The following is a 22,875-nucleotide window of genomic DNA, read 5'->3' as shown; positions in this document are numbered from 1 at the left end:
GCCGCCGGTGTTGCCCCCGGCGAGGGGGTTGGCGCAGCGACACGAAGTGCGCGAAGCCTGGGGGTCATTTCTAGATCACGCTGTGCGAGAGCACCGGCAACTGTGTGCGCGAGCTCTGCACCTTCGCGGCGTCGATGTCGAACAGCACCACGCCTTCGTCGGTGGCCTGCTGCGCCACCACCGTGCCCCACGGATCGACGACCAGCGACTGGCCCCAGGTCTGGCGGCCGTTCTCGTGCGTGCCGCCCTGCGCGGGCGCGACCACCCAGGCCAGGTTCTCGATGGCGCGGGCGCGCAGCAGCACCTCCCAGTGCGCGGCGCCGGTGGTGCGGGTGAAGGCGCTGGGCACCAGCAGCAGGTCGGCGCCCTGCTTGGCAAGCGCCCGGTACAGCTCGGGAAAGCGCAGGTCGTAACACACGCTCATGCCCACGCGCCAGCGGTGGCCGTCGCGCGAGGGCAACTCGAACACCACCGGCTTCGCGCCGGGCGCGATGACGCGGCGCTCGTCGTAGCGCTCGGTGCCGTTGTCGAAGAAGAAGAGATGGATCTTGTCGTAGCGCGCCACGCATCGCCCGTCGGGCGAGAAGGCCAGCGAGCTGTTGAACACGTGATCGGCGTCGGTGCTCTCGATGGGCAGCGTGCCGCCGACGATCCACAGCCCGAACTCGCGCGCCGCATCGGCCAGGAAGCCCTGCACCATGCCCGCGCCGGCCGTCTCGCGCAGGGCCAGCTTGTCGGTGTCGCGCGCGCCCATCATGCAGAAATACTCGGGCAGCACCGCGAGTTCGGCGCCGGCCGCGGCGGCCTGCGCGAGCAGGTCGTGGGCACGCGCGAGGTTGGCTTCGCGGGCGATGGCCGACACCATCTGGATGGCTGCGACTTTCATTGCTTGGTCTCCGTTTTCTTGCCGTCGTCCGCTGTCTGCGAGGCGGGCGGCAGCCCGGGGATGCCGGGAATGCTCTGGGGCAGCAGCTGCAGCGAACGCGGCACCTTCGCTATTTTGGGATCGGTCCAGGTGCCCTCGACGTGGAACTCCTGCGTTGCCGCCGCCGCAAGCGGCTTGCTCAGCACCCATTGCGCAAGGAAGGTGCCCAGGCCGATGGCCGGGTTGATGGCCGTGGCCACGAGCGCCGCGGTACCGGCGTTGATCTCTGGCACCACCACCACGCGCAGGTTCTGCGTCTCGCGCACGATGTCGGCCGAGCCGTCCATCAGCGCGGCGGCGTTGACGCCCTTCATCTGCAGGTTGTTGGTGCTGGCGATGCCCTTGCTGATCTTCGCGTCGCCGCGGATGAAGTCGAAGGCGAAGCCCTCGCTGAACACGTCGCGGAAATCGAGCGTGAGCCTGCGCGGCAGCGCCTGCAGGCTCAGCACGCCCAGCAGCTTGGCGAGCCCCGGGTCGGCCTTGAGGAACTGGCCCTGCTCCACGTCGAGTTGCAGCTGCCCGCCCAGGCTCGGGTAGTCGAGCGAGAAGGGCGAGCCTCGCCAGTTGACGTCGCCTTCCATCCTTCCGCGCCCGCGCCGCAGCACGCCCGGCATGCCGAATCGCGTGAGCAGTTCGCCGGCGTCGGCGATGTCGAGCCTGAAGTTCATGGCGGTACGGCGCTGGCCGGCCGCGGCGCCGGGCACGGCGGCCCAGGTGCCCTTGGCCGCGAAGCTGGCCTCCGGCATGGTGAAGGTCAGCTTGTTGAGCGCCCATTCGCGTCCCGCGCCGCCGCGGTTGACCGCGTCGATCTCGGCGCGGCCGAGGCGCTTGCCCAGCAGCTCGAAGTCGTCGATGACGATGTCCAGCGCCGGCAGGTTGCCGGGCTGTTCGTCGAGCAGGGTCTCGACCTGCGTGGCCTCGGAGGGCGCGATCTTCAGCCGCGCGAGCCGCGCGTAGAGGCGCCCGGCCTGCGCGTGGCGGTACTCGGCATAGCCGCTGAGCTCGGTGGCGTCGATGTTGGCGCGCCAGACGCTGCCCTCGCGCGTGCCGCCGAGCACCACGTTGTGCAGCGTGCGGCCCGCGATGCCCAGCTGCTGCGCGCGCACCGCGATGCGCGTGGGCAGGTAGGCCATCGACGGATCGTCGGGGCGCTCCGGGGCCTCCGCGCCCGTGCCGGCGGCCTCGCCGAGCAGCGCCTGCCAGGCGGCCATGTCGAGCTTGGCGACGTTGACGTTCGCGAACACGCCTTTGTCGGGAAGGCTGGCCGTCTCGCCCTGCGCGAGTCCCACGCCGATGCTGCCGCGCAGCACGCGCGCCTCGCCCCCGGCGAGTTCGCGCACGTACTGGATGGCGCCGACGCGGCCGAGGTCCAGCGAGAGCTGGTCCTGCGTCGCCACGGCGGCGCCCTGTTTCGTGGTTTCGCGCGCGAGCACCTTCTTCTCGATGCGCAGAGGCATCTGCTCCTCGGCCGTCTTCACCAGCGGCTGCGGCAGCTCCAGCGCCAGGCCCTGCAGGCTGCTGGTGAGCAAGAACTCGGGTGCGCCGTCGCGCACCGAGAAGGTGGCGGCGTAGGACGTGCTGCCGGTGGCCTTCTTCGCCAGGCGCGCGAGCCAGTCGACCTCGCGCGCGCCGCGCAGGCCTTCGGCGGTGGCCGTGCCCTGGGCCTTCAGCGCGACCTCGCGGTTGGGGCCGGAGAAGCGGCCCCGGCCTTCCAGGCGGACATCGCCGCCGAGCAGCTTCGCCTGCACGCCGGCCAGCGAGAAGCCGGTTTCGGTGAAGCTGACCGTGCCCTTGGCCTGGGTGAACGCCGGCGCCTCGGGCACCACCTGCAGCTCGTTGCCGGCCAGCACCACGCTGGCCTGCACCTTGGCGTTGTCCATGGCCTCCAGGGGCAATTCGAGGCGCAGCTTGTAGTCGGCCGAACCGGTCGCGCGCGCGGCCTGCATGATCTCGCCCACGCCGCCCGGCTCGGTGCCGGCCAGCGGCGCCCCCGCGCGCAGAACCTCGCCCAGCGGGCCCTTGGCCTGCACGTCGACGCGCAGCATCTGCGCGTGGTGCGAAAGCTCCGGGATCTGCGCCTCGCCCTTGGTCACCTCGACACCGGTGGTACCGGCCAGGCGGCCACTCGCGTTGCGCACCAGCATGCTGTCGCGCTCGAACACCAGTTCGCCCGACAGGCCCGTGAGCGCCGGCCAGATGCGCGCGGGCGTGCCGTTTCGCGAGGGCGTGGCGTTCGTGATCGAGGGCGGCGCGTAGGCATAGTCGACGTCCGACACCTTGGCGGCGATGCGGAAATCGCCCTGCTTCGGGTCCTTGAAGGGCATGTCGTGGAGGTCGCCGCGCACGCGGAAGTCGACGCTGCTCGCGACGCCCTTGGTGACGGCCTCGCGCACGTAGTCGCGCGTGTGCTGGGGAATGTCCATCGGCAAATAGCGGAACACGCGCGTGCCATCGGCGCGCGTGAGCTTGCCCTGCAGGTCGAGCACGCCGGGAAAGCGGGACTTGCTGCCCGAGGTGGCCGGGTCGCTGGTGCGCCAGTTGGCCTGGGCCTCGCCCTCGGCGTCGGCGTTGGCGAAGCTCAGCCTGGACATCTGCAGCTGGGCGCTGCCGTTGCCGCTGTCGAGCTTCCATTGCAGCTGCGTGGAGAGCCTGTCGACCGGGATGACCGGCTCCTCGAACACGCCCGGGAATTCGAGCGTGCCCTTCGCGATGGCCAGCGTGGCGGTGCCGCCGGCGTGGGTGGCGTCGAAGTCGACCGTGGCGCCGCTCAGGCCGGGGGTGCCGGTGCGGGTTCGGTGCGGGGCGGCGGTGGCGGCGGTGGCCGTGGAGACGGTCGTCGCCACCGCGGTGGGCACCGCGACGGGCGCGGCGGGCGCCTGCTGCGGCGGTCCCGCCGTGGCATCGGCGGCCGCCGGCTGCGAGGCGATGCGCAGTCCGCTGACCCGGCCCTTGGCCTGGTAGCGGGTGGGCGCGCCCAGCGAGCCCTGCCAGTTCAGGTCGACGTGTTCGACCAGGCCGCGCGGCGCATAGGCGTTGAGCACACGGTGCGTGGCGTCGCCCAGCGGCAGCCGGTCGGCGATGAGGGCGAGCGCGGCCAGGTCGAGCCGGTCGGCGCGCAGCGCGCCGTGCTCCGGCGTGCGGCCCCTGCTGGGCGTGTGCTGCAGCCACAGATTGCCGCCGGGCCAGCGCATGCCGTCGCTGGTGTCGAACTGCAGTGCGGTGGTGGCGAACTCCAGCGTCTCCTCGGTAAGCTGGCCCGAGAGGCGGCCGGTGACGGTGCGCAGCACCAGCGGCTGAAGGCCTTTGTCGAGCGACACGTCGACCTTGTCGAGCCCCAGGTCGGCCGCGCCGCCGACGACCTGGCCGTCGTCCACGTCGGCCCACAGGCGCAGCGCGCCGTTGCCCTCGCGGATGCGAGCGTCGAGCGAAACGTACTGGCCGAGACGGGTCACGTCGATGTAGGGCAGGTCGGCGTAGATCTGGCCGTCCCAGGTCTGCCAGTGGCCGCTGCGGATGGACAGCAGCGGCTGGCGGAACTGGCCGCGCAGCGTGAAGCGCTCGCCCCAGCCGGCCGGCGGCGTGGCGTCGAGCCGCAGGCCGTGGCGCCGGGCGCTGTTGCGCGCGACGAAGCGCACGTCGGTCAGCAGCAGGGGTTCGGCCTGGCGCTGCTCGTCGGTCCAGCGCACGGTGCCGCCTTCGATGACCAGCTCGCGCTGCGCGAAAAACCAATCGGCGCCGCGGGTCTCTCCGGTGGTGTCGGTCTCCATGTGCAAACCAGCCACATGGAGTTTTCCCTGAGTGTCGCGGCGCACGTCGAGCTGCGGGCCCTCGATGTAGAGCTGCTCGAAATTGAGCCGCCAGAGCGAGCGCGGCGACACGCTGGCCACCACGCGCGCGAGGCGAAGGGCCTCGCGTTTGTCCGCATCCTGCAGCACCACGTCGCGCAGTTCGAAGGCCGGGAAAAGCCCTTCGGAGCGGGCGGTGATCGATCCGATGCGCACCGGCACGCCGATGGCCTTGCTAGCCTGCGCCTCCAGCGCGTCTCGGAAATCGCCGATTCGCGGCACAATCCACGCGTGTAGGACAACGACTGACAGCGCCAGCAGAAGCCATGCAGCGATCAACAGACCCAGCAGCCAGCGCGCCGTCACAGCGGTGATTTTGAGCAGACGTGAAGGGGAAGACGCCGTGTCGTTCATTGAGGATCGCGCTGTGTCCGGAATTATGACCGCCAGCATTCAGAGGGGTTCCACGGAAACCAGCATCGGTGTGAACCAGTTGCCAGACACCATTTCTCCCGATTCTTCGGCGCCGAAAGAGGCCTTCTCGTCGTATTCGAGATTCGTGCAGCGCCTGCGCCGCAGGTATGCAGCCGAGCTTTCATTGCTTCCCCCTGGCGCGCCGCGGCGCGAATCGATGACGGTGGCTTACGAGGCACTGCGCCAGCGTGGGGACGGCGTCGGCGATGCACTGAGGATTGTGCGGCAGCTCGTGATGGAGCGGCTTGTAACTCTTGATTGCGACGAGCAGGCTCCGCTGGCCGTGGTGACCACCGCCGTCACCGAGCTGGCCGAGCTGGCACTCGACATTGCGTGCCAGGAAGCCTGCCGCGAACTCGACGCGGCCCACGGCGCCCCGCTCGGCCCCGAAGGCCAGCGCGCGCAGCTGTGGATCGTGGGCATGGGCAAGCTCGGCGCGCGCGAGCTCAACGTGTCCAGCGACATCGACCTGATCTACCTCTACGACGTCGACGGCGAGACCCAGGGCGACGCCGACGGGCGCGGCCGGCTGGCCAACCAGGAGTACTTCGCGCGCGCCGTGAAACGCATCTATGCGCTGGTGGGCGACACCACCGAGCACGGCTTCGTGTTCCGCGTCGACCTGGCGCTGCGGCCCAACGGCAACTCGGGCCCCAGCGTGGTCTCGCTCGATGCGCTGGAAGAATATTTCCAGGTGCAGGGCCGCGAGTGGGAACGCTTCGCCTGGATGAAGAGCCGCGTGGTCGCGCCGCGCGACATCGTGCTCGCGGGCCACGCCCAGGGACTGCGCGGCGCGGTGCTGCCCTTCGTGTTCCGCCGCTACCTCGACTACAGCGTGTTCGATTCGCTGCGCGTGCTGCACCGGCAGATCCGCGAGCAGTCGGCGCGCCGCAGCGCCGGGCGCCCCGAGCGTGCCAACGACGTGAAGCTCTCGCGCGGCGGCATCCGCGAGATCGAATTCACCGTGCAGCTGCTGCAGGTAGTGCGCGGCGGCCAGTTTCCGGAGCTGCGCACGCGGCCCACGCTCGATGCGCTGCAGCGCCTGGCGCGCGCCAACCTCATGCCGCAGGAAACGGCCGATGCGCTGGCCGCGGCCTACGAGTTCCTGCGCCGCGTCGAACACCGCATCCAGTACCTCGACGACCAGCAGACCCACGTGCTGCCGGTGTCCGACGACGACCTGCGCTGGATCGCCCAGAGCATGGGCTACCCCAGTTGCTGCCCCTTCCTCGAGCAGCTCGACACGCACCGCGAGTTCGTCGCGCAGGAGTTCGACAAGCTGCTGGGCGGCGAGAAGCCCTGCAACGGCAAGTGCAGCGGCAAGAAGTCCGCCGCCCCCGCCGACCTGGCCGACCTGCTCGGCGACCTGCCCCCGGTGTTCGCCGAGCGCATCCGCGACTGGTGCGAGCAGCCCCGCGTGCTGGCCCTGCGCGAGGAAACCCGCGCGCGCCTGCGCCAGCTGGTTCAGCGCACCGGTCTGTGGCTGAAAGAACCCGACGGCGACGGCGCGGGCCAGACCCCGCGCCATGTCGACGCCGCCATGCGCTGGGCCGACTGGATCGAGCCGCTGATGCGCCGCGAGAGCTACCTGGCGCTGCTGGTCGAGCGCCCCGCCGTTCAGGAACGGCTGCTGCGCCTGATGGGTGCGGCCAGATGGCCCGCGCGCTACCTGATGCAGCACCCCGGCGTGATCGACGAGCTCGCGAGCGACGAGATGCTCTCGGGCCGCTTCATCGCCGCCGAGTTCGAGCGCGAGCTCGACGCGCGCCATGCATCGCTCACCCGCACCGGCGAGGCCGACGAGGAGCGCCTGCTGAACCTGCTGCGCCACGCGCACCACGCCGAGGTGTTCCGCACGCTGGCGCGCGACGTGGACGGCCGCCTCACCGTCGAGCAGGTGGCCGACGACCTCAGCGCGCTGGCCGACGCCACGCTGCGCGTGACCGCCCGCTGGTGCTGGCCGCATGTGCGCAACCGGCACCGCGAGGTGCCGCAGTTCGCGATCATCGGCTACGGCAAGCTGGGCGGAAAGGAGCTGGGCTACGGCAGCGACCTCGACATCGTGTTCGTCTACGACGATGACGACGAGCGCGCCGGCGAGGTCTATGCGGCCTACGTGCGCAAGCTCATCAACTGGCTCACGGTGAAGACCCGCGAAGGCGACCTGTTCGAGATCGACACCGCCCTGCGCCCCAACGGCAACTCGGGCCTGCTGACCACCAGCTTCGAGGCCTACGAGAAATACCAGCTCGGCCGCGGCAGCAACACCGCGTGGACCTGGGAGCACCAGGCCATGACACGCGCTCGCTTCGTGCTGGGCAGCGAGGACCACGGCGCCGAGCTGGGCGCGCGCTTCGACCAGGTGCGCGAGGCCGTGCTGGTGGCGCCGCGCGACCGCGAGGCGCTGAAGGCCGAGATCATCGCGATGCGCAACAAGCTGCGCGGCGCGCGGCCGGTGAAGGCCGACCGCTTCGACGTGAAGCACAGCCCCGGCGGCATGGTCGATGCCGAGTTCGCGGTGCAGTTCCTGGTGCTGTCGTCCTCGGGCGAGCATCCAGAGCTGATTCCGAACGTGGGCAACATCGCGCTGCTGCTGCGCGCCGAACTGGCCGGGCTGCTGCCCGAAGGCGTGGGCCGCAGCGCGGCGCGGGCCTATCGCGAGCTGCGCCGCGTGCAGCATCGCGCGCGGCTCAACGAAGAGCCCACGCAGGTCACGCCGCCCGCGCTGGCGGCCGAGCGCGACGCCATGCTCGCGCTGTGGAAGGCAGTATTTGGCTGAGGGAGCCCGCTCCCCAGCCACCACCGCGCTGGCGGCGTGCGCGGTAGCCGTCGCCGTTCTGCTTGCGGGCTGCGCCAGCGGTCCGCGCAGCGGCGGCGGCGTGGGCAGCGGCCGCGACGGCCCCGGCACCAACATTCCGCCCGACCTCGCGAACGTGCCCGACGCGGAACCGCGCATCGAGCCGATCCGCTCCAGTGGAGGCACCAGCAAGCCCTACACGGTGCTGGGCCGCGGCTATGTGCCGATCACCGACGACCGGCCGTTCCGCGAGTCGGGGCTGGCCTCGTGGTATGGGCGCAAGTTCCATGCGGCGTCCACGTCCAGCGGCGAGCCCTACGACATGTACGCCATGACGGCCGCGCACAAGACGCTGCCGCTGCCGAGCTACGTGCGCGTGCGCAACCCGGCCAACGGGCGCGAGGTGATCGTGCGCGTGAACGACCGCGGGCCCTTCGTGGACGGCCGCATCATCGATCTGAGCTACACGGCCGCGCTCAAGCTCGACCTGCTGCGCGGCGTGGCGCCGGTGGAGATCGAGCGGATCACGAACGAGGACATCCGCACGGGTGCATGGCGGCGCGACTCGGGAACGGCGTATGCGGCGGCAGCGCCTGCGGCCGCACCTGCCGCGCCGTTCGTTCCGGTGCGCGTGGCATCGTCGTCGTCCTCGCCGCGTCCGTCGAACGCTCAGCAGCCCGTGGCGGTGCCCGTGCAGTGGGCGACGCCCGTCGCCGCGAGCGGCAGCGGCTACAACAACCTGCCGCCGCCAGCCTCCACGATGCCGGTCGCGCCGCAAACGCCGATCGCCACCATGCCGCCGGCGGGGGCCGAGCCGAATTCGGCGCAGTCGCCGCCATCCATTCCGCCGTCGCGCCCCGCCATCGTGGTGACCGACCTGGCGCCGCTGCAGGCCGCGCCTTCGTCGCCGCCACCGTTGCCCGCGGGCGCACCCGCGCCCTCCACCGCGCTGCAGGGGTTCTGGGTGCAGCTCGGCGCGTTCCGCGAACGGGACGGCGCTGAAAGCATGTTGAACCAGGCCGCGCACGGCCTGCCTTCGCTGGCGCCGCAGCTGCGCGTGTTCAGCGAGGCGGGCACGCACCGGCTGCAGGCGGGGCCGTTCCCGTCGCGCAGCGCGGCGGGCGAGGTGGTCACGCAGTTGCGCGACAGCCTGCGTATCGCGCCGATGGTGGTGGAGCGGCGCTGAACCTTCAGGCGATCGCCTTGGCCGCGACGGGCAGGCGCATGCCGACACCCAGGCGGTTCCAGCTGTTGATCTGCGCAATCGCCACCGAGAGCTCGGCGATTTCCTGATCGTTGAAGTTGGCCTTCAGCGCGGCGAACTCGGCATCGCGTTCGTCGTGGCGGTCGGCCAGCCGCGTGAGCGACTCGGCCCAGGCCAGCGCGGCGCGCTCGCGGTCGCTGTAGAAGCTCACCTCGCGCCACGTCGGCAGGCTGTTGATGCGCTGCCATTCCTCGCCCTGCTTGCGCAGGTCGCGCACGTGCATGTCGAGGCAGTAGGCGCAGCCGTTGATCTGCGAGACGCGGGCGAAGACGAGATCGATCAGCACATTGCCGAGCGTGCTCGACTCGAGGGTGGCGTTGACCGAAAGGAAGGCCTCGAAGGACTTCGGGGCGAGCTTGGACCAGTTGAGGCGCAAAGTGGGGTTCATGGGTTTCTCCAGTTGGGTTGCGATGAAATCTGCCTGCTTACCCACTGAAGACGGGCGGGCCCCACGCCCTGTGACACGCCGGGCGAACTATTTCGAAGAAAAGAGCCGTGCGATGCGCGTCAGCTTGTCGGGGTTGCGCTGCGCGCGGATGCGCACGATGCGGCCGTCCTCGATCTCGAAGGTCTGGGCCGATTCAAGTTCGCCGTCGAGAAAGCGCAGCATGCCCGGCTCGCCGTTGATGTCGACGATTTCCATGCGCACCGCCGGCCCCATGCGGCGCCAGAGCGCAAAGTAGAGTTGCGCCACGCGCTGGCTGCCTTGCAGGCTCTTGCTGAAGGTCTGCACCTTGCCGCCGCCGTCGCCGATGAGTTCGGCGTCCTCGGCCATCAGCGCCTTCAGGTCTTGCAGGCTGCCGCGTGCGGCGGCATCGGCAAAGGCGCGCAGCAGGCGTTCGTGGGTCTCGCGCGTCACGGAAAAGCGCGGGCGCCCCTCCTGCACCTGGAGCTTGGCGCGGTGCACGAGCTGGCGACAGGCGGCCTCGGTCTTGCCGAGGGTGAGGGCGATCTCGTCGTAGTCGGCGTCGAACACCTCGCGCAGCAGGAAGGCGGCACGGGCCTCTGGCGCAAGGCGCTCCAGCATGGCGAGGAAGGCGACGGAGATGTTGTCTGCGCGTTCGAGCAGCTGTTCGGGCGTGGCGGGCGAATCGGACACGCCGGTCAGCGTGGGCTCGGGCATCCAGGCGCCGATGTAGTGCTCGCGCTGGACCTTCGCGGCCCGCAGCCGGTCGATCGACAGGCGCGTGACCACGGTCACCAGCCAGGCTTCGGCGCTGTCGAGCGAGTCCCTGGCGGCTTCATGCCAGCGCAGCCAGGCGTCCTGCACCACCTCTTCCGCCTCGGCCATGGAGCCGAGCATGCGGTAGGCGATGCCCTGCAGGCGGGGGCGATGGCGGTCGAAAGTGAGGGTTGCGTCGTCCATGCGGGAAAGACGGCCAGCGTCCCCGGTTTGTGACATGGATTCTGCAAAAAAAACGCCCCGGCATGCGGGGCGTTTTCTGGTCTCGGTGCCCGGGCTTATGCGCCCTGATATTCAGGCTTGGGGCCGAGGCTGGCGGCCAGTTCCTTGCGGTAGCGGTTGAGCTCCTGGACTGTCTTGAAGCTGCGGTTCATCAGCAGGCTCAGGTTGTGCAGGATACGCTCGCCAACCTTGGTTTCCCAGACGGCATCGAATTTGATCTGCTTGTCGAGCCAGTGCTCGAGCCAGTCTGGATCGGGCATGCGGCTCTGGATGGTGTCGTTGGGGAACAGCGCCTTGTTGACGTGCAGGTTCGTCGGGTGCAGGGCCTGCGCCGTGCGGCGGGCGCTGGCCATCAGGACGCCGACCTTGGTGAACGCGGCACGGGCCTCGTCGCCGAACTTTTCCATGGCGCGCTTCATGTAGCGCAGGTAGGCGCCGCCGTGGCGGGCTTCGTCCTGGCTCAGCGTGGTGTAGATGTGCTTGATGACCGGCTCGGTGTGCCACTGGGCGGCACGGCGGTACCAGTGGTTGAGCCGGATTTCGCCGCAGAAATGCAGCATGAGGGTTTCGAGCGGCGGGGCCGGGTCGAAGTCGAAGCGCACTTCGTGCAGTTCTTCCTCGGTGGGTGCATGTTTGGGGCTGAAGCGCTTCAGGTACTCCATGAGCACCAGCGAGTGCTTCTGCTCTTCGAAGAACCAGATCGACATGAAAGCGGAAAAATCGCTATCGTGGCGGTTGTCGCGCAGGAACATCTCGGTAGCCGGCAGTGCCGCCCACTCGGTGATGGCATTCATCTTGATGGTCTGCGCCTGCTCTTCCGACAGCAAGGAAGCGTCGAACGACTGCCAGGGAATATCCTTGTCCATGTCCCAGCGGACGGATTCGAGTTGTCTGAAGAGTTCCGGATAGAGCATCTATATCTTTCTAAGGCCGTCGATTTTAGTCGGCCCGTTTGGCGCGCCCATGACAGAAGCGCGATGATGCGGGTACGCGCGTCTTTGCGGCATGGATGCGCCACCCCTTTCTTGATTCAGGAGCCCGCCATGCGAACCCTCTTCCGATTGTCGATGCTGTGGCGTTGCGCCCCTGCGGTTTCCCTCGTGGCGAGCCTGGTTTCACCCCTTCCGGCGCACGCCCAGACGGCAGCCGCAGCACCCTCCCCGGCGGAAGCCGCGGGATGCCCGACGATCCTGCAGCACACCTTCCCTCGGCTGCAGGACGAAAAACCCCAGTCCCTGTGCCAGTACTCCGGCAAGGTGGTCCTGGTGGTCAATACGGCCAGCTTCTGCGGTTTCACCCCGCAGTACAAGGGACTGGAGTCGCTGGACATGAAATACCGCTCGCGCGGACTGGTGGTGCTGGGCTTCCCCTCGAACGATTTCGCCCAGGAATCGGGCTCCAACAAGGAAATCGCCGATTTCTGCGAAAGCACCTTCGGCGTCAAATTCCCGATGTTCGCCAAGTCATCGGTACGCGGCACCGACGCGAATCCGCTGTTCAAGCAGCTCGCGCAGGCCTCCGGCACCACTCCGAAGTGGAACTTCTACAAGTACCTGATCGGGCGCGACGGCAAGGTGGTGCAGGCGTGGTCGAGCATGACAGCGCCGGACGAGAACGGCTTCGTGAGCGTCATCGAGCAGCAGCTCGGGCCGAATTGATATGGACCAGTTCGCACCAGACCGCCTTGGCAACCCCGGTTGCCGATACGGCCAGGCCGCCCTGAATTCGCTGGAACAAACGTTTACAAACCAGGCGGGAACCGTGCCGCCGATGCTGCGCTCCTAAATCGCGTGGGCAGTGACTGCCCGCCGGTTTTCATGTTGCGAGGTCTTCCGGGCGCTTGCCGTCTGGTCGAAATCCCGAGGCGATTCTTCTCCTCCTCCCTCCCTCCCTCCTTCGCGTCGGGGCGCCTCGCAGCATTTTTGTATTCGGGCCGGGGTTGCGCCGTAGCTCAAGCCCCGGTTCCTCCGGCCGTTTGCTTGCTGAATCCGGTTCCCGGGATCGTGCGTAAACAGGTCATGGCCGAAAACGACGATCTCCCCCCGGTGCAGGGACGAACCCAAGGCGAAGCTCCCGGCATGTCCTGCGCGAAGGCCATGCCGCTGATGGGTTTCGGCGAAGTCAGCCGCACCCGCCCTTTCACACGCCCCAGGAAAGCGCCCGCTGCGGCTCGCACCGTGCTCGCTCTGCTGCAGCGCCTTTCCTGCGGCTCGCTCACGGTGCGCCTGCCCGATGATTCGGTGCGGCACTTCGGCGCCACACCTGGCACAGGCCCCACGGCCTCGCTCACGCTGCGCAACTGGAAAGCCTGCAAGGCCGCGCTCAAGTCTGGAGACATCGGCTTCGCCGAGAGCTACATCGCCGGCGACTGGACCACACCCAACCTCACCGAGCTCATCAAGGTGTTCATCGCCAACCGCCGCGCCATCGAGGACGTGGTGTACGGCAGCTGGCCCGGCCGCCTGCTCTACCGCTTGCGGCATCTGCTGAACCGCAACAGCAAGGCCGGCAGCTCGCGCAACATCCACGCGCACTACGACCTGGGCAACACGTTCTACAAGCTCTGGCTCGACGAGACGATGAACTACTCGTCGGCCTGGTTCGAGGGCGACCTGTCGAAGCCCATGCCCGAGGCGCAGCGCGCCAAGGTGCGCCGCGCGCTCGAGGCGGCGCGCGTGAGGCCCGGCGACCGCGTGCTGGAGATCGGCTGCGGCTGGGGCGCGCTCGCCGAGATGGCGGCCTTCGACTTCGGCGCCTCGGTGACGGGCGTGACCTTGTCGACCGAGCAGCTTGCCTATGCCCGGCAGCGCACAGCCGGCCTCGCGGCCGACTTGCGCCTGCAGGATTACCGCGACATCGACGACGCGCCGTTCGACGCAATCTGCTCCATCGAGATGGTGGAAGCCGTGGGCCGCGATTACTGGCCGACCTATTTCCGGACCGTGAGCCGCCTGCTCAAGCCGGGCGGCCGTGCCTGCGTGCAGAGCATCGTGATCGACGACGCGCTCTTCGACCGCTATGTCGACTCGACCGACTTCATCCAGCAGTACATCTTCCCGGGCGGCTGCCTGCCCTGTCCGCGCGAGTTCCGTCGCGAAGCCGAGGCCGCGGGGCTGGAGGTGGCGGACGAATTCGCCTTCGGCGCCGACTACGCCGAGACGCTGCACCGCTGGCGCGAGAGCTTCCTCGGGCAGCGCGGCCGCATCCTGCAGCTGGGCTTCGACGAGCGCTTCATGCGGATCTGGGAGTTCTACCTGGCCTACTGCGAGGCGGCGTTCTCGCAGGCAAACATCGACGTGGTGCAGTACACGCTGCGCAGGCGCTGAAGAAAAAAAAGCGCCCCGTGGCGCCCTTCCCTCGTGGAGCCCCCCGCCAGTTCAGGGCTTGGTGTCGATGAAGCTGGGCCGCAGCATCAGCTTGTCGTAGAGCTTCGCGAGGTTGGCGTTGTCCTTGCGCCAGTCGATCTCGGGGAAGCGCAGGTCCAGCCAGCCCAACGTGCAGCCCACGGCGATGTCCGACAGGCTCAGGTGGATGCCGCTGCAGAAGGGCTTGTCGCCCAGGCCCTTGGCCATGGCGGCGATGCCGTCCTCGACCTTGCCCCGCTGGCGCTCGATCCAGGCGGCGCTGCGCTCGCCGTCGCCGCGGCCGGACCAGGTGGCTTCCAGGCGCCAGAGCACGCCGGCGTCCATGACACCATCGGCCAGCGCCTCCCAGGTCTTGACCTCGGCGCGCTCGCGGCCCTGTTGCGGAATCAGCTTGCCGACCGGGGACAGGGTGTCCAGGTATTCGACGATCACGCGGGAGTCGAACATCGCTTCGCCGCCTTCCATGATCAGGCAGGGGACCTTGCCGAGCGGGTTGGAGTTGGAGATCGTGGTGTCGGCAGACCAGACGTCTTCGATCACGAACTGGTAATCGAGCCGCTTTTCGGCCAGCACCACGCGCACCTTGCGCACGTAGGGGCTGGCGGCGGATCCGATCAGTTTCATGCAGGCTCTCTCCCTATGCATTGATGACGTTTGTTAATAGGCATTTTAGGTGAACGGGAAAACCAGAGCCCGATTCGCCCCCCAAAGCGCCCTGGCGGCCCGGCCGGGCGGGCGCCGCCTAAAATTCGGGCATGAGCTTTTCCACCGTTTCCGCCCTTTCCCCCCTTGACGGCCGCTACGCGGCCAAACTCGCGGCGTTGCGTCCGCTGATGAGCGAGCAGGGCTACATGCACCGGCGCGTGCAAGTCGAGGTGGCGTGGTTCATTGCGCTGTCCGACTGCGGCTTCGCCGAATTCAAGCCGCTGACCGGCGGCGCGCGCAAGTACCTGCTGGGCCTTGTGTCCCACTTTTCAGAGGCCGACGCGCTGGCCATCAAGGAGATCGAGAAGACCACCAACCACGACGTGAAGGCGGTCGAATACTGGATCAAGTCGAAGTTCGAGGCCCGGCCCGAACTGCTCGCCGCCGCCGAGTTCGTGCACTTCGCCTGCACCAGCGAGGACATCAACAACACCAGCCACGCCCTGCAGATACAGGCCGCGCGCGACAAGGTGGTGCTGCCGGCCATCGACGGCCTGATCGCCAAGCTGCGCGAGATGGCGCACCAGTTCGCCGGCGTGTCGATGCTCTCGCGCACGCACGGCCAGACCGCCAGCCCGACCACCGTGGGCAAGGAAATCGCCAACGTGGCGGTGCGCCTGTCGAAGGCCCGCGAGCAGATCGCCGCGGTGAAGCTGCTGGGCAAGATGAATGGCGCGGTCGGCAACTACAACGCCCACCTGGCCGCCTGGCCCGACTTCGACTGGGAAGCCTTCAGCCGCAAGGTCGTGGAAACGCCCGCACCGCTGGGCCTGGGCCTGAGCTTCCAGCCCTACAGCATCCAGATCGAGCCGCACGACTACATGGCCGAGCTGTTCGACGCGGTGGCCCGCGCCAACACCATCCTGATCGACTTCTCGCGCGACATCTGGGGCTATGTGAGCCTGGGCTACTTCAAGCAGCGCCTGAAGAAGGGCGAGATCGGCTCCTCCACGATGCCGCACAAGGTCAACCCGATCGACTTCGAGAACGCCGAGGGCAACCTGGGCCTGGCCAACGCGGTGCTGCGCCACCTGAGCGAGAAGCTGCCGATCAGCCGCTGGCAGCGCGACCTGACCGACAGCACGGTGCTGCGCAACATCGGCGTGGGCTTCGGCTACGCCACACTGGCCTACGCGAGCCTGGCCACCGGCCTGGGCAAGCTCGAGCTCAACGAAGACGCGCTGGCCGAAGACCTGGAGGCCTCGTGGGAAGTGCTGGCCGAGCCCATCCAGACGGTGATGCGCCGCTACGGGGTGCAGGGCGCCTACGAGCAGCTCAAGGAAGTGACGCGCGGCAAGACCGTGACGGCCGAGGCGCTGCACGGGCTGATCCGCTCGCTGGAAATTCCGGAAGAGGAAAAGGCCCGCCTGCTGGCGATGACGCCGGCCAGCTACGTCGGCAAGGCTGCCGAGCTGGCCAAGCGCGTCTGATGGCCCTCAAGTCCACCATCTTCAAGGCCGCCCTCGCGGTGGCCGACATCGACCACGGCTACTACGCCGACCACGCACTCACGCTGGCGCGCCACCCGAGCGAAACCGACGAGCGGATGATGATCCGGCTGGTCGCGCTCGCGCTCAACGCGCACCAGCTGCAGGACGTGTGCAATGGCGACGGCACGCTGGCCTTCGGCGCCGGCCTGTCGAACGTCGACGAACCCGACGTGTGGCTGCGCGACTTCACCGGCGAGGTGAAGATCTGGATCGAGGTCGGCCAGCCGGAGGACAAGCCCATCATCAAGGCCTGCGGCAAGGCGGACGAGGTGATCGTCTACGCCTTCAACCACGCGGCCGAGATATGGTGGCGCGGCATCGAGAACAAGCTCACGCGGCCGCAGAACCTCAAGGTGTATCGCGTGCCGACGGCAGCCTCGCAGGCATTGGCCGCACTCGCGCAGCGCAGCATGCAGTTGCAGGCGACGATCCAGGAGAACACGCTGACGCTGGGCGACGGCGTCAACAGCATCGACGTGGAACTGCTTCGCTGGAAGTAATACCGCACGGCTAGGCGGCCGGCATCATCTCGCCGCACTGCCAGCACTGCTCGAAGCCCCCTTCGACCTGCTCGCCGCACACGCACAGCCAGCTGCGCTGCGGGCGGTGCTGCAGTTCGTGCAGCAGCTTCTTGGCAAGGTCGAACTGGGCCTCATCGTCGATCCAGATCTCGGGCAGGCATTGGTCGGGCGGCAGCTGGCCCATCACCGCGCCGAGGAATTCGCGCTGCACGGTGGCGGCCACGCCCTCCTCGCACAAGGCGTGCGCCCACACGGTCGCGATCGCGAGGTTGGGAGCTTGCGCGAGGCGGCGCATGGTCAGGGGGCCCAGTTCTTCTCGTCGTCGGGGTCGAACTCGGGCTCGTCGGCAGCCGGCGATGACGGATCGCGCTCCGCCTCGCGTGCGCGCTCGGCGTAGCGGTTGAAGCGCCAGGCCGAGTCTTCCATGGTGATGCGGCGCCACGTGGCGCGTTTCTCGACGGGCGACATGCCGGGCCAGAACTGCACCTCGTCGAAGCTGCGGCCGCAGCCCTTGCATTCGTCGTCGCCCTGGCTGGTGGAGCAGACCGCGATGCAGGGCGTGTCGGGCGTGCTGTCGTACCAGGCCATCCAGGCGGCCCAGGCCTTCTGCGGAAAGCCGACCTCGTCGACCTCGTCCTCGTGATGGAAGACCATGAGCGCGTAGACCTCGGCCAGCGCCCGCAATTCGGGGCCCAGCGTGACGCCGTCGGGCGACGGGGTCTTCTCGCGCCAGTAGTTGATGGCGGCCTCGATGTCGGTGATGTGTATGGCGGCCATGGAGCGTGAAAAATCGGCGGACGGCGATCATAGTCCGGCAATGTCCCGAGGTGCCGAAGGGACATGAATGCTATGAAAACAAGAGCGTCAAGCCTTTTATCCATGCGCATTCCAAAGCAGTTCTCCTTAAATTTCTGAAAACTTTCGATTGCGCCACCCAGAGCTTGGATGCTCTAATCCGCCGCACGAAGGGGAGTAGCTCCCGAGCGCCGTTGTCCACGGCGGCGCGAATCGTCAGGTCGTCAATACGAAGCAAAACACTTCCGGCCTGTCGGGCAACGTACGCGCGATTCTTCGCGCGAGCGCTGTCGAGCAAGACCTTCGATTTGAACCTGTGCAGGTTTGGTCGAAGCGTTCGCAAGCCCCGGAGTCACCCGGCCTTCATTCCTCGCTTTCGACCCACCCCGCATGGGATGAATCGAAACGCATAGACATGCGCCTTCCGTCGTCACCCCTGAAGGGAGAGACAGGGGCGCGAAGACAAAAGAGGAAAGCTATGGAAATGTTCATGACCCCGGAGTTCTGGGTCGCGGTCGGTCAGATCATCATGATCGACATCCTGCTGGGCGGCGACAACGCCGTGGTGATCGCGCTGGCCTGCCGCAAGCTCCCGCCGGCCCAGCGCACGCAAGGCATCCTGTGGGGTACCGCGGGCGCGATCGCGCTGCGCGTGGTTCTGATCTTCTTCGCGCTGACCCTGCTGGCCATCCCGTTCCTGAAGCTGGTGGGCGCGATCCTGCTGCTGTGGATCGGCGTCAAGCTGCTGGCCCCAGAACACGACGACGGCCATGGCAATATCTCCGGCAGCGACAAGCTGTGGGGCGCGGTCAAGACCGTGATCGTGGCCGACCTCGTGATGAGCGTCGACAACGTGATCGCCATTGCGGGCGCCGCCCAAGGCGCCGGCGAAAGCCACCAGATGCCGCTCGTCATCTTCGGCCTGCTCGTGAGCATCCCGATCATCGTCTGGGGCAGCCAGCTGGTCATCAAGCTGATGGACAAGTTCCCGATGATCATCACGGCCGGCGGCATGCTGCTGGGCTGGATCGCCGGCACGATGGCCGTTTCCGACCCGGCTCTGGCAAACACAGCCGCCTGGACCTGGGTGCCGAAGGTGCCTCAGACCGACGTGATCAAGTACGCAGCCGGCGTCTTCGGTGCGCTGCTGGTGCTGGCGATCGGCAAGTGGGTGGCCGCGCGCAACGCCCGCAACAAGCACGAGGAACCGGCGGTGACGACCGGCTGAACGCCGGCGCTCATTGCCCCACGACGAACTCCCCGTCCAAACCAGTCTCTGCCACTCTAACTACCTGAAGGAGCACGCCATGGAAAAGATCATTCTTTACGTCGACGACGTCACCTACGCCTGCGAGCAGTTCGCCGAACTGGCGCCGGATGCGAACAGTGTCGTGGCGCGCCATTGGGTGCTCGTGGCCTGCGCTCCGCGCATGACGCACCGCATCAGCAAGTGGGTGAGCCACAGCGCGCGCGAGAACTGGCGGGCCAAGTGGTTCAGCAAGGTGCAGGCGCAGATGACGCCGCTGCTGGAGCGCAACGGCGGGCAGGTGACGCCGGTGCTGGCCAAGGGCCCGCTGGCCGAACTGACGGCCCAGCTCAAGCGCGAGCATTCGGCCATTCACGTGGTCGATGCACGCCGCCCGAAGGTCGGCGTCGACCTGGAGCCGGTGACGCCGGACCAGACGCCGCCCCAGCAGTCGGGCTGGGCCTTTCCCGGCGCGGTGATGGGCATGGGCGCGCTGCTGGTGCTGGCGAACGAGCTGGCCGAGTAGGGCCGCAGGAAGAAACCTCATCCCCGACGAGCCCCGGCGCGGCAACGCACCGGGGCTCGTTGTCTTTTGCGGGCCCTGGGGTATCCTGCCGCCATGCGGATCATCCTCAAATGGCTGCTCAGCGCCGTGGCGCTGCTGGCGGTCGCCTATCTCTACAGCGGCGTCCAGGTCAACAGCTTCGGCTCCGCGCTGATCGCCGCCGCGGTGATCGGCCTGCTCAACATGGTCGTGCGGCCGGTGCTGGTGATACTGACGCTGCCCGTCACCATCGTCACGCTGGGGCTCTTCCTCTTCGTCATCAACGCGCTGCTGTTCTGGGCCGCCTCGGGCCTGCTGGGCGGCTTCCACGTCAACGGCTTTTTGGCCGCGCTGATCGGCTCGCTGCTGTATTCGGTGCTGGGGCTGCTGATCGAGTCCGCGCTGGGCGGACTGCTTTCCAAGCGCTGAGAACCCACTGCTACTTCAGCGGCGGCTCCGCCGCCTGCTCCTTCACCAGCACTTCCACGGCTCGAGCCCGGGTGTCGATGATCGACGCCTCGTAGTGATCGACCACCTTGGACTGGCGGACGATCTCCTGCGCGGCCTTGAAGCGGTCGCGCGCCGCCGGATAGTCGAGGATCGCCACGTTCGCCTCGGCATCGGCGCGCACCGCGCGCAGCGTGTCGTTCTGGGCGCCGTAGAGATTGCTGAGCGCACGCCATGCCGTCGCGTCGCGCGGATTGGCAGCCACCCAGTCGCGCAGCACCGGAATCATCGGCGCGGGCTGGCGCATCGCCGTGGCCGCCTCGGCCGACAGCAGCATCTCCGGCCGCTCCTTCGCCTTGGCATCGAGCAGGGCAGCCGCCTTGGGCGCAGCGCCCGCGGCGAGTTCGATTTCCGCGCTGAGCCAGCGTGCCTGCTTTGCCGCGGCAGGGTCGTCCGCCACGCGCGCGACAAGGCGCTCGGCCAGGGCGCGCGCGGTCTTGTAGTCGCGCATCTCTTTCGCCGACAGCGCCGCTGCGTACAGCGTGCCGGCCTGCTGTGCCGGCGAGCTCTTCGCGAATTCGCCGCTGGAGGCCGAGTCGATCCACAGCCGCAGCACGTCCACGCCAGGGCGCGTCAGCACGCGGGCGCGCGCGGCGATCATCGCGTGATCCATGACCAGCGGCTGCGGTGGCACCGTGTCCATGTTGAACTGGAAGCGGCCCTGCATGTCGGAGATGCGCTCCGTCGTCAGCGGGTGGCTGCGCAGGTAGGGGTACGAGCCGTTGTCGTTGAGGCGCGCTGCGTACTGCAGCTTCTCGAACATCGTGGCGGCGCCCTGCGGCGCGAAGCCGGCCTGCGTCATCACGCCGAAGCCGATGCGGTCGGCCTCGCGCTCCATGTCGCGCGAGAAGTTCAGCTGGTTCTGCGCGAACATCGCCTGGCTGCCCATGATCATGGCCTGGCCGGCATCGCCGTTGCGGCTCTTGCCGGCCGCGATCATCCCGAGGATCAGGCCGGCGATCATCAACGGCATCTGCCGGCCCTGCCTGGCCATGATCCGCGAGATGTGGCGCTGCGTGACGTGCGAGAGCTCGTGTCCGAGCACCGTGGCCAGTTCGTCGCGGCTGCCGACCACGGCCACCAGCCCGAGGTTGAGCCCCAAGTAGCCGCCCGGCAGCGCGAAGGCGTTGATGTTGCGATCGCGGCCCAGCAGGATCGTCCAGGCGAAGCGCTCGTCGAGCTCCGGGGTGAGCTCGCCGCGCGCGCGGGCTGCGACCAGCAGGCGCTGCCAGATGCCCTGTACGTACGCGGCGATCACCGGGTCGTCGATGTAGTCGGTGTCGCGGTAGAGCTCGCGGGCGATCTGGTCGCCGAGATGGCGCTCGGCGCTGGCGGTCATCTCGCCGCCGTCGCCCATGCCGGGCAGTACCTGCTGGATCTGCGCCAGCGCGGGCACCGGCAGCAGCACCTGGGAAGCTATCAAAACACTAGCGTACAACGACCGCAGGGCGGGCGTCCGCTGGCTCTGGGAGTGGCGTTGGGGAGTCAAGCGCGGCGTTCCTCGTCTGTGGCTCGGGCTCGTATGATGCACGTCCAACCTGATCGTTCACCCATGAGCACCCTCACCCATTTTGACGCCCAGGGCCAGGCCCACATGGTCGACGTGGCCGCCAAGCCCGCCACCCACCGCGTGGCGGTCGCCACCGGCCGCATCGAGATGCAGGCGGCGACGCTCGCGCTGATCGAGTCCGGCACCGCGAAGAAGGGCGACGTGCTGGGCATCGCGCGCATCGCGGGCATTCAGGCGGCGAAGAAGACGAGCGACCTGATTCCCCTGTGCCACCCGCTGGCCCTGACGCGGGTCGCCGTGGCCTTTGCGCTGGCCGATACGGGGAGCGCGCCGCAGGTGGCCTGCACGGCGACCGTGGAGACCGTGGGGCCGACGGGGGTGGAGATGGAGGCGCTGACCGCGGTGCAGGTGGCGTTACTGACGATCTACGACATGTGCAAGGCAGTGGATCGGGGGATGCGGATTACCGATGTGCATGTGTTGGAGAAGCTTGGGGGGAAGTCGGGGAGTTGGGTGGCTGGGCAAGGCACCGCCTGAACAAGGAGTGAATCCCGTCGACCGGTCCACCGAGATCATCGGAACTAAGCCGCTTGCCAAGCGAACTGGCGTTCGAATCTCGTTAAGAAGACGATAGCCGAACGCGGAGTACGGCTGCTCGGCGCCAGAGACATCGTCGATGAACCGCGGCAGCCGCGTCGTCACGTCTACACGGGACTGTCAGGAATTTCGTGTGTGAGGCATACGATGACCAGCAAGAGCATGTATGCCGAGTATGAAGAGCCGGCACAAGAGTTGCCGGCGCCCCCTCAAAAAACTTTACTCACACCCTCTCCAGTTCTTAGGACTTTCGACATTCCGCCGGGACATACTTATAGGAAGCGCTATCGGTAGTGCATTTCCAGGTTATGGCGCCAATTGTGCCCCCGCCGTCAGTACCACCAGTACCGCCAGTACCGCCAGTACCGCCAGTACCGCCAGTATTACTAGCAACAACCACGCTATTTGGAGCCAGTTTTACAACAACGCTCTTGGCCGCTGGACTCATAGTCACGGCAATGGAACCCGAATCGCCGCTACATGATAGTGAGGCAACGTGGCCTATTGATGCGGAAAGAGTAGTAACTCCCGCGCAGTAATCTGTGTTAGTGATGCCGAGGCCGCCTGCATTGGCAATGTTTTCTCCCACTGTTATCTTGGCTGCCGCTGCAAAGCCGAGGCCTTCAGCAACGCGAGTACGAATTATGTAGTCCTGGTAAGTCGGCAAGGCAAACGCAGCCAATATGCCAATTATTGCCACGACGATCATTAATTCGATGAGGCTAAAACCATTTTGTGATTTGCACAAAGAAGAGCGGCAGTTCATATACATCCCTGATGATTGATTTAATTTGCCCATATCCATCTACATGGGCAAAAATCAGGATGCACATCGTGTGCCCGCGCGCATCCTCCTTTCCGATGCCAAGTTATTGGAGCAGACTCATCCAAAAGATGTGCCAGAAACAATAATTTCACAAAGCGGCACTCAAAAAGAAGCACCCT

General features: G+C 67.5%; 20 protein-coding genes. 10 read left to right on the top strand and 10 right to left on the bottom strand.

Annotated features, from left to right (window positions below; translation table 11 throughout):
- Positions 1–70: 70 nt before the first annotated feature.
- Complete coding sequence (locus QMO14_RS06020) at positions 71–886, bottom strand: carbon-nitrogen hydrolase family protein (RefSeq protein WP_301505471.1); 816 nt, start codon at positions 884–886, stop codon at positions 71–73.
- A complete protein-coding gene (locus QMO14_RS06015; RefSeq protein ID WP_367618150.1) occupies positions 883–5,124 on the bottom strand; it encodes a YhdP family protein in 4,242 nt (1,413 codons plus the stop codon). The genes QMO14_RS06020 and QMO14_RS06015 overlap by 4 nt, the downstream gene beginning before the upstream one ends.
- A gap of 25 nt (positions 5,125–5,149) precedes the next feature.
- Here QMO14_RS06015 and glnE point away from each other — a divergent pair, with 25 nt between their 5' ends.
- Complete coding sequence (glnE, locus tag QMO14_RS06010; RefSeq protein ID WP_301505467.1) at positions 5,150–7,963, top strand: bifunctional [glutamate--ammonia ligase]-adenylyl-L-tyrosine phosphorylase/[glutamate--ammonia-ligase] adenylyltransferase; 2,814 nt, start codon at positions 5,150–5,152, stop codon at positions 7,961–7,963.
- Positions 7,956–9,167, top strand: coding sequence for a septal ring lytic transglycosylase RlpA family protein (locus QMO14_RS06005; RefSeq protein ID WP_301505465.1), 1,212 nt, complete (start codon positions 7,956–7,958; stop codon positions 9,165–9,167). Before glnE ends, QMO14_RS06005 begins: the two co-directional genes overlap by 8 nt.
- Positions 9,168–9,171: 4 nt before the next feature.
- Here QMO14_RS06005 and QMO14_RS06000 read toward each other — a convergent pair whose 3' ends face one another.
- The 3 genes from QMO14_RS06000 to QMO14_RS05990 form a co-directional block, all read right to left on the bottom strand.
- Positions 9,172–9,633, bottom strand: coding sequence for a carboxymuconolactone decarboxylase family protein (locus tag QMO14_RS06000; RefSeq protein ID WP_301505464.1), 462 nt, complete (start codon positions 9,631–9,633; stop codon positions 9,172–9,174).
- An 87-nt stretch (positions 9,634–9,720) separates the two neighbouring features.
- On the bottom strand, positions 9,721–10,611 hold the full coding sequence (locus QMO14_RS05995; protein ID WP_301505462.1) for an RNA polymerase sigma-70 factor: 891 nt from the start codon (positions 10,609–10,611) through the stop codon (positions 9,721–9,723).
- A 95-nt stretch (positions 10,612–10,706) separates the two neighbouring features.
- Positions 10,707–11,564 carry a ferritin-like domain-containing protein gene (locus tag QMO14_RS05990; RefSeq protein WP_301505460.1) on the bottom strand — a complete coding sequence of 286 codons (858 nt, stop codon included), beginning with the start codon at positions 11,562–11,564 and terminating at the stop codon, positions 10,707–10,709.
- 129 nt (positions 11,565–11,693) lie between these two features.
- Here QMO14_RS05990 and QMO14_RS05985 point away from each other — a divergent pair, with 129 nt between their 5' ends.
- Both QMO14_RS05985 and QMO14_RS05980 read left to right on the top strand, forming a co-directional pair.
- Positions 11,694–12,308, top strand: coding sequence for a glutathione peroxidase (locus QMO14_RS05985; RefSeq protein WP_301505458.1), 615 nt, complete (start codon positions 11,694–11,696; stop codon positions 12,306–12,308).
- A 447-nt stretch (positions 12,309–12,755) separates the two neighbouring features.
- The gene (locus QMO14_RS05980; RefSeq protein WP_301505604.1) at positions 12,756–13,976 is read left to right on the top strand and encodes a cyclopropane-fatty-acyl-phospholipid synthase family protein; all 1,221 of its coding nucleotides are present in this window, start codon (positions 12,756–12,758) and stop codon (positions 13,974–13,976) included.
- A 51-nt stretch (positions 13,977–14,027) separates the two neighbouring features.
- Here the strand turns inward: QMO14_RS05980 and QMO14_RS05975 are convergent, their stop codons facing one another.
- Positions 14,028–14,639 (bottom strand): glutathione S-transferase N-terminal domain-containing protein, encoded by a 612-nt coding sequence (locus QMO14_RS05975; protein WP_301505456.1) that lies wholly within the window; start codon positions 14,637–14,639, stop codon positions 14,028–14,030.
- A gap of 131 nt (positions 14,640–14,770) precedes the next feature.
- On the opposite strand from QMO14_RS05975, the gene purB reads away from it, so the two are divergent.
- Positions 14,771–16,150 (top strand): adenylosuccinate lyase, encoded by a 1,380-nt coding sequence (purB, locus tag QMO14_RS05970; protein ID WP_301505454.1) that lies wholly within the window; start codon positions 14,771–14,773, stop codon positions 16,148–16,150.
- Positions 16,150–16,710 carry a YaeQ family protein gene (locus QMO14_RS05965; RefSeq protein ID WP_301505453.1) on the top strand — a complete coding sequence of 187 codons (561 nt, stop codon included), beginning with the start codon at positions 16,150–16,152 and terminating at the stop codon, positions 16,708–16,710. The genes purB and QMO14_RS05965 overlap by 1 nt, the downstream gene beginning before the upstream one ends.
- A gap of 10 nt (positions 16,711–16,720) precedes the next feature.
- Here the strand turns inward: QMO14_RS05965 and QMO14_RS05960 are convergent, their stop codons facing one another.
- Positions 16,721–17,026 carry a DUF2007 domain-containing protein gene (locus QMO14_RS05960; protein WP_301505451.1) on the bottom strand — a complete coding sequence of 102 codons (306 nt, stop codon included), beginning with the start codon at positions 17,024–17,026 and terminating at the stop codon, positions 16,721–16,723.
- Between the two features lie 2 nt (positions 17,027–17,028).
- The gene (locus QMO14_RS05955; protein ID WP_301505449.1) at positions 17,029–17,508 is read right to left on the bottom strand and encodes a DUF3717 domain-containing protein; all 480 of its coding nucleotides are present in this window, start codon (positions 17,506–17,508) and stop codon (positions 17,029–17,031) included.
- A gap of 496 nt (positions 17,509–18,004) precedes the next feature.
- Here QMO14_RS05955 and QMO14_RS05950 point away from each other — a divergent pair, with 496 nt between their 5' ends.
- The 3 genes from QMO14_RS05950 to QMO14_RS05940 all read left to right on the top strand — a co-directional run bounded on the left by QMO14_RS05950 (position 18,005) and on the right by QMO14_RS05940 (position 19,745).
- The gene (locus tag QMO14_RS05950; RefSeq protein WP_301505447.1) at positions 18,005–18,754 is read left to right on the top strand and encodes a TerC family protein; all 750 of its coding nucleotides are present in this window, start codon (positions 18,005–18,007) and stop codon (positions 18,752–18,754) included.
- Positions 18,755–18,833: 79 nt separating this feature from the next.
- Positions 18,834–19,298, top strand: coding sequence for a hypothetical protein (locus QMO14_RS05945; RefSeq protein WP_301505445.1), 465 nt, complete (start codon positions 18,834–18,836; stop codon positions 19,296–19,298).
- A 93-nt stretch (positions 19,299–19,391) separates the two neighbouring features.
- Positions 19,392–19,745 carry a phage holin family protein gene (locus QMO14_RS05940; RefSeq protein WP_301505444.1) on the top strand — a complete coding sequence of 118 codons (354 nt, stop codon included), beginning with the start codon at positions 19,392–19,394 and terminating at the stop codon, positions 19,743–19,745.
- Between the two features lie 10 nt (positions 19,746–19,755).
- On the opposite strand, the gene QMO14_RS05935 is transcribed toward QMO14_RS05940, so the two are convergent.
- Positions 19,756–21,180 (bottom strand): M48 family metalloprotease, encoded by a 1,425-nt coding sequence (locus tag QMO14_RS05935; protein WP_301505603.1) that lies wholly within the window; start codon positions 21,178–21,180, stop codon positions 19,756–19,758.
- A gap of 195 nt (positions 21,181–21,375) precedes the next feature.
- Between QMO14_RS05935 and moaC the strand changes: the two genes are divergently transcribed.
- Positions 21,376–21,870 carry a cyclic pyranopterin monophosphate synthase MoaC gene (gene moaC, locus QMO14_RS05930; RefSeq protein ID WP_301505442.1) on the top strand — a complete coding sequence of 165 codons (495 nt, stop codon included), beginning with the start codon at positions 21,376–21,378 and terminating at the stop codon, positions 21,868–21,870.
- Between the two features lie 301 nt (positions 21,871–22,171).
- Here moaC and QMO14_RS05925 read toward each other — a convergent pair whose 3' ends face one another.
- Entirely contained in the window at positions 22,172–22,735 is a 564-nt protein-coding gene (locus QMO14_RS05925) for a pilin (RefSeq protein ID WP_367618149.1), read from the bottom strand.
- Positions 22,736–22,875 lie beyond the last annotated feature (140 nt).

Origin of the sequence: Variovorax sp. CAN15 (assembly GCF_030462475.1) — a bacterium.
Lineage (GTDB): Bacteria > Pseudomonadota > Gammaproteobacteria > Burkholderiales > Burkholderiaceae_C > Variovorax.
This window is presented reverse-complemented; position numbering and strand designations above follow the sequence as displayed.

Coding starts and splice junctions, on each gene's coding strand:
- QMO14_RS06020 (WP_301505471.1), bottom strand. CDS start 886: ATGAAAGTCGCAGCCATCCAGATGGTGTCGGCCATCGCCCGCGAAGCC.
- QMO14_RS06015 (WP_367618150.1), bottom strand. CDS start 5,124: ATGAACGACACGGCGTCTTCCCCTTCACGTCTGCTCAAAATCACCGCT.
- glnE (WP_301505467.1), top strand. CDS start 5,150: ATGACCGCCAGCATTCAGAGGGGTTCCACGGAAACCAGCATCGGTGTG.
- QMO14_RS06000 (WP_301505464.1), bottom strand. CDS start 9,633: ATGAACCCCACTTTGCGCCTCAACTGGTCCAAGCTCGCCCCGAAGTCC.
- QMO14_RS05995 (WP_301505462.1), bottom strand. CDS start 10,611: ATGGACGACGCAACCCTCACTTTCGACCGCCATCGCCCCCGCCTGCAG.
- QMO14_RS05990 (WP_301505460.1), bottom strand. CDS start 11,564: ATGCTCTATCCGGAACTCTTCAGACAACTCGAATCCGTCCGCTGGGAC.
- QMO14_RS05985 (WP_301505458.1), top strand. CDS start 11,694: ATGCGAACCCTCTTCCGATTGTCGATGCTGTGGCGTTGCGCCCCTGCG.
- QMO14_RS05980 (WP_301505604.1), top strand. CDS start 12,756: ATGGGTTTCGGCGAAGTCAGCCGCACCCGCCCTTTCACACGCCCCAGG.
- QMO14_RS05975 (WP_301505456.1), bottom strand. CDS start 14,639: ATGAAACTGATCGGATCCGCCGCCAGCCCCTACGTGCGCAAGGTGCGC.
- purB (WP_301505454.1), top strand. CDS start 14,771: ATGAGCTTTTCCACCGTTTCCGCCCTTTCCCCCCTTGACGGCCGCTAC.
- QMO14_RS05965 (WP_301505453.1), top strand. CDS start 16,150: ATGGCCCTCAAGTCCACCATCTTCAAGGCCGCCCTCGCGGTGGCCGAC.
- QMO14_RS05960 (WP_301505451.1), bottom strand. CDS start 17,026: ATGCGCCGCCTCGCGCAAGCTCCCAACCTCGCGATCGCGACCGTGTGG.
- QMO14_RS05955 (WP_301505449.1), bottom strand. CDS start 17,508: ATGGCCGCCATACACATCACCGACATCGAGGCCGCCATCAACTACTGG.
- QMO14_RS05950 (WP_301505447.1), top strand. CDS start 18,005: ATGGAAATGTTCATGACCCCGGAGTTCTGGGTCGCGGTCGGTCAGATC.
- QMO14_RS05945 (WP_301505445.1), top strand. CDS start 18,834: ATGGAAAAGATCATTCTTTACGTCGACGACGTCACCTACGCCTGCGAG.
- QMO14_RS05940 (WP_301505444.1), top strand. CDS start 19,392: ATGCGGATCATCCTCAAATGGCTGCTCAGCGCCGTGGCGCTGCTGGCG.
- QMO14_RS05935 (WP_301505603.1), bottom strand. CDS start 21,180: ATGGGCGACGGCGGCGAGATGACCGCCAGCGCCGAGCGCCATCTCGGC.
- moaC (WP_301505442.1), top strand. CDS start 21,376: ATGAGCACCCTCACCCATTTTGACGCCCAGGGCCAGGCCCACATGGTC.
- QMO14_RS05925 (WP_367618149.1), bottom strand. CDS start 22,735: ATGGATATGGGCAAATTAAATCAATCATCAGGGATGTATATGAACTGC.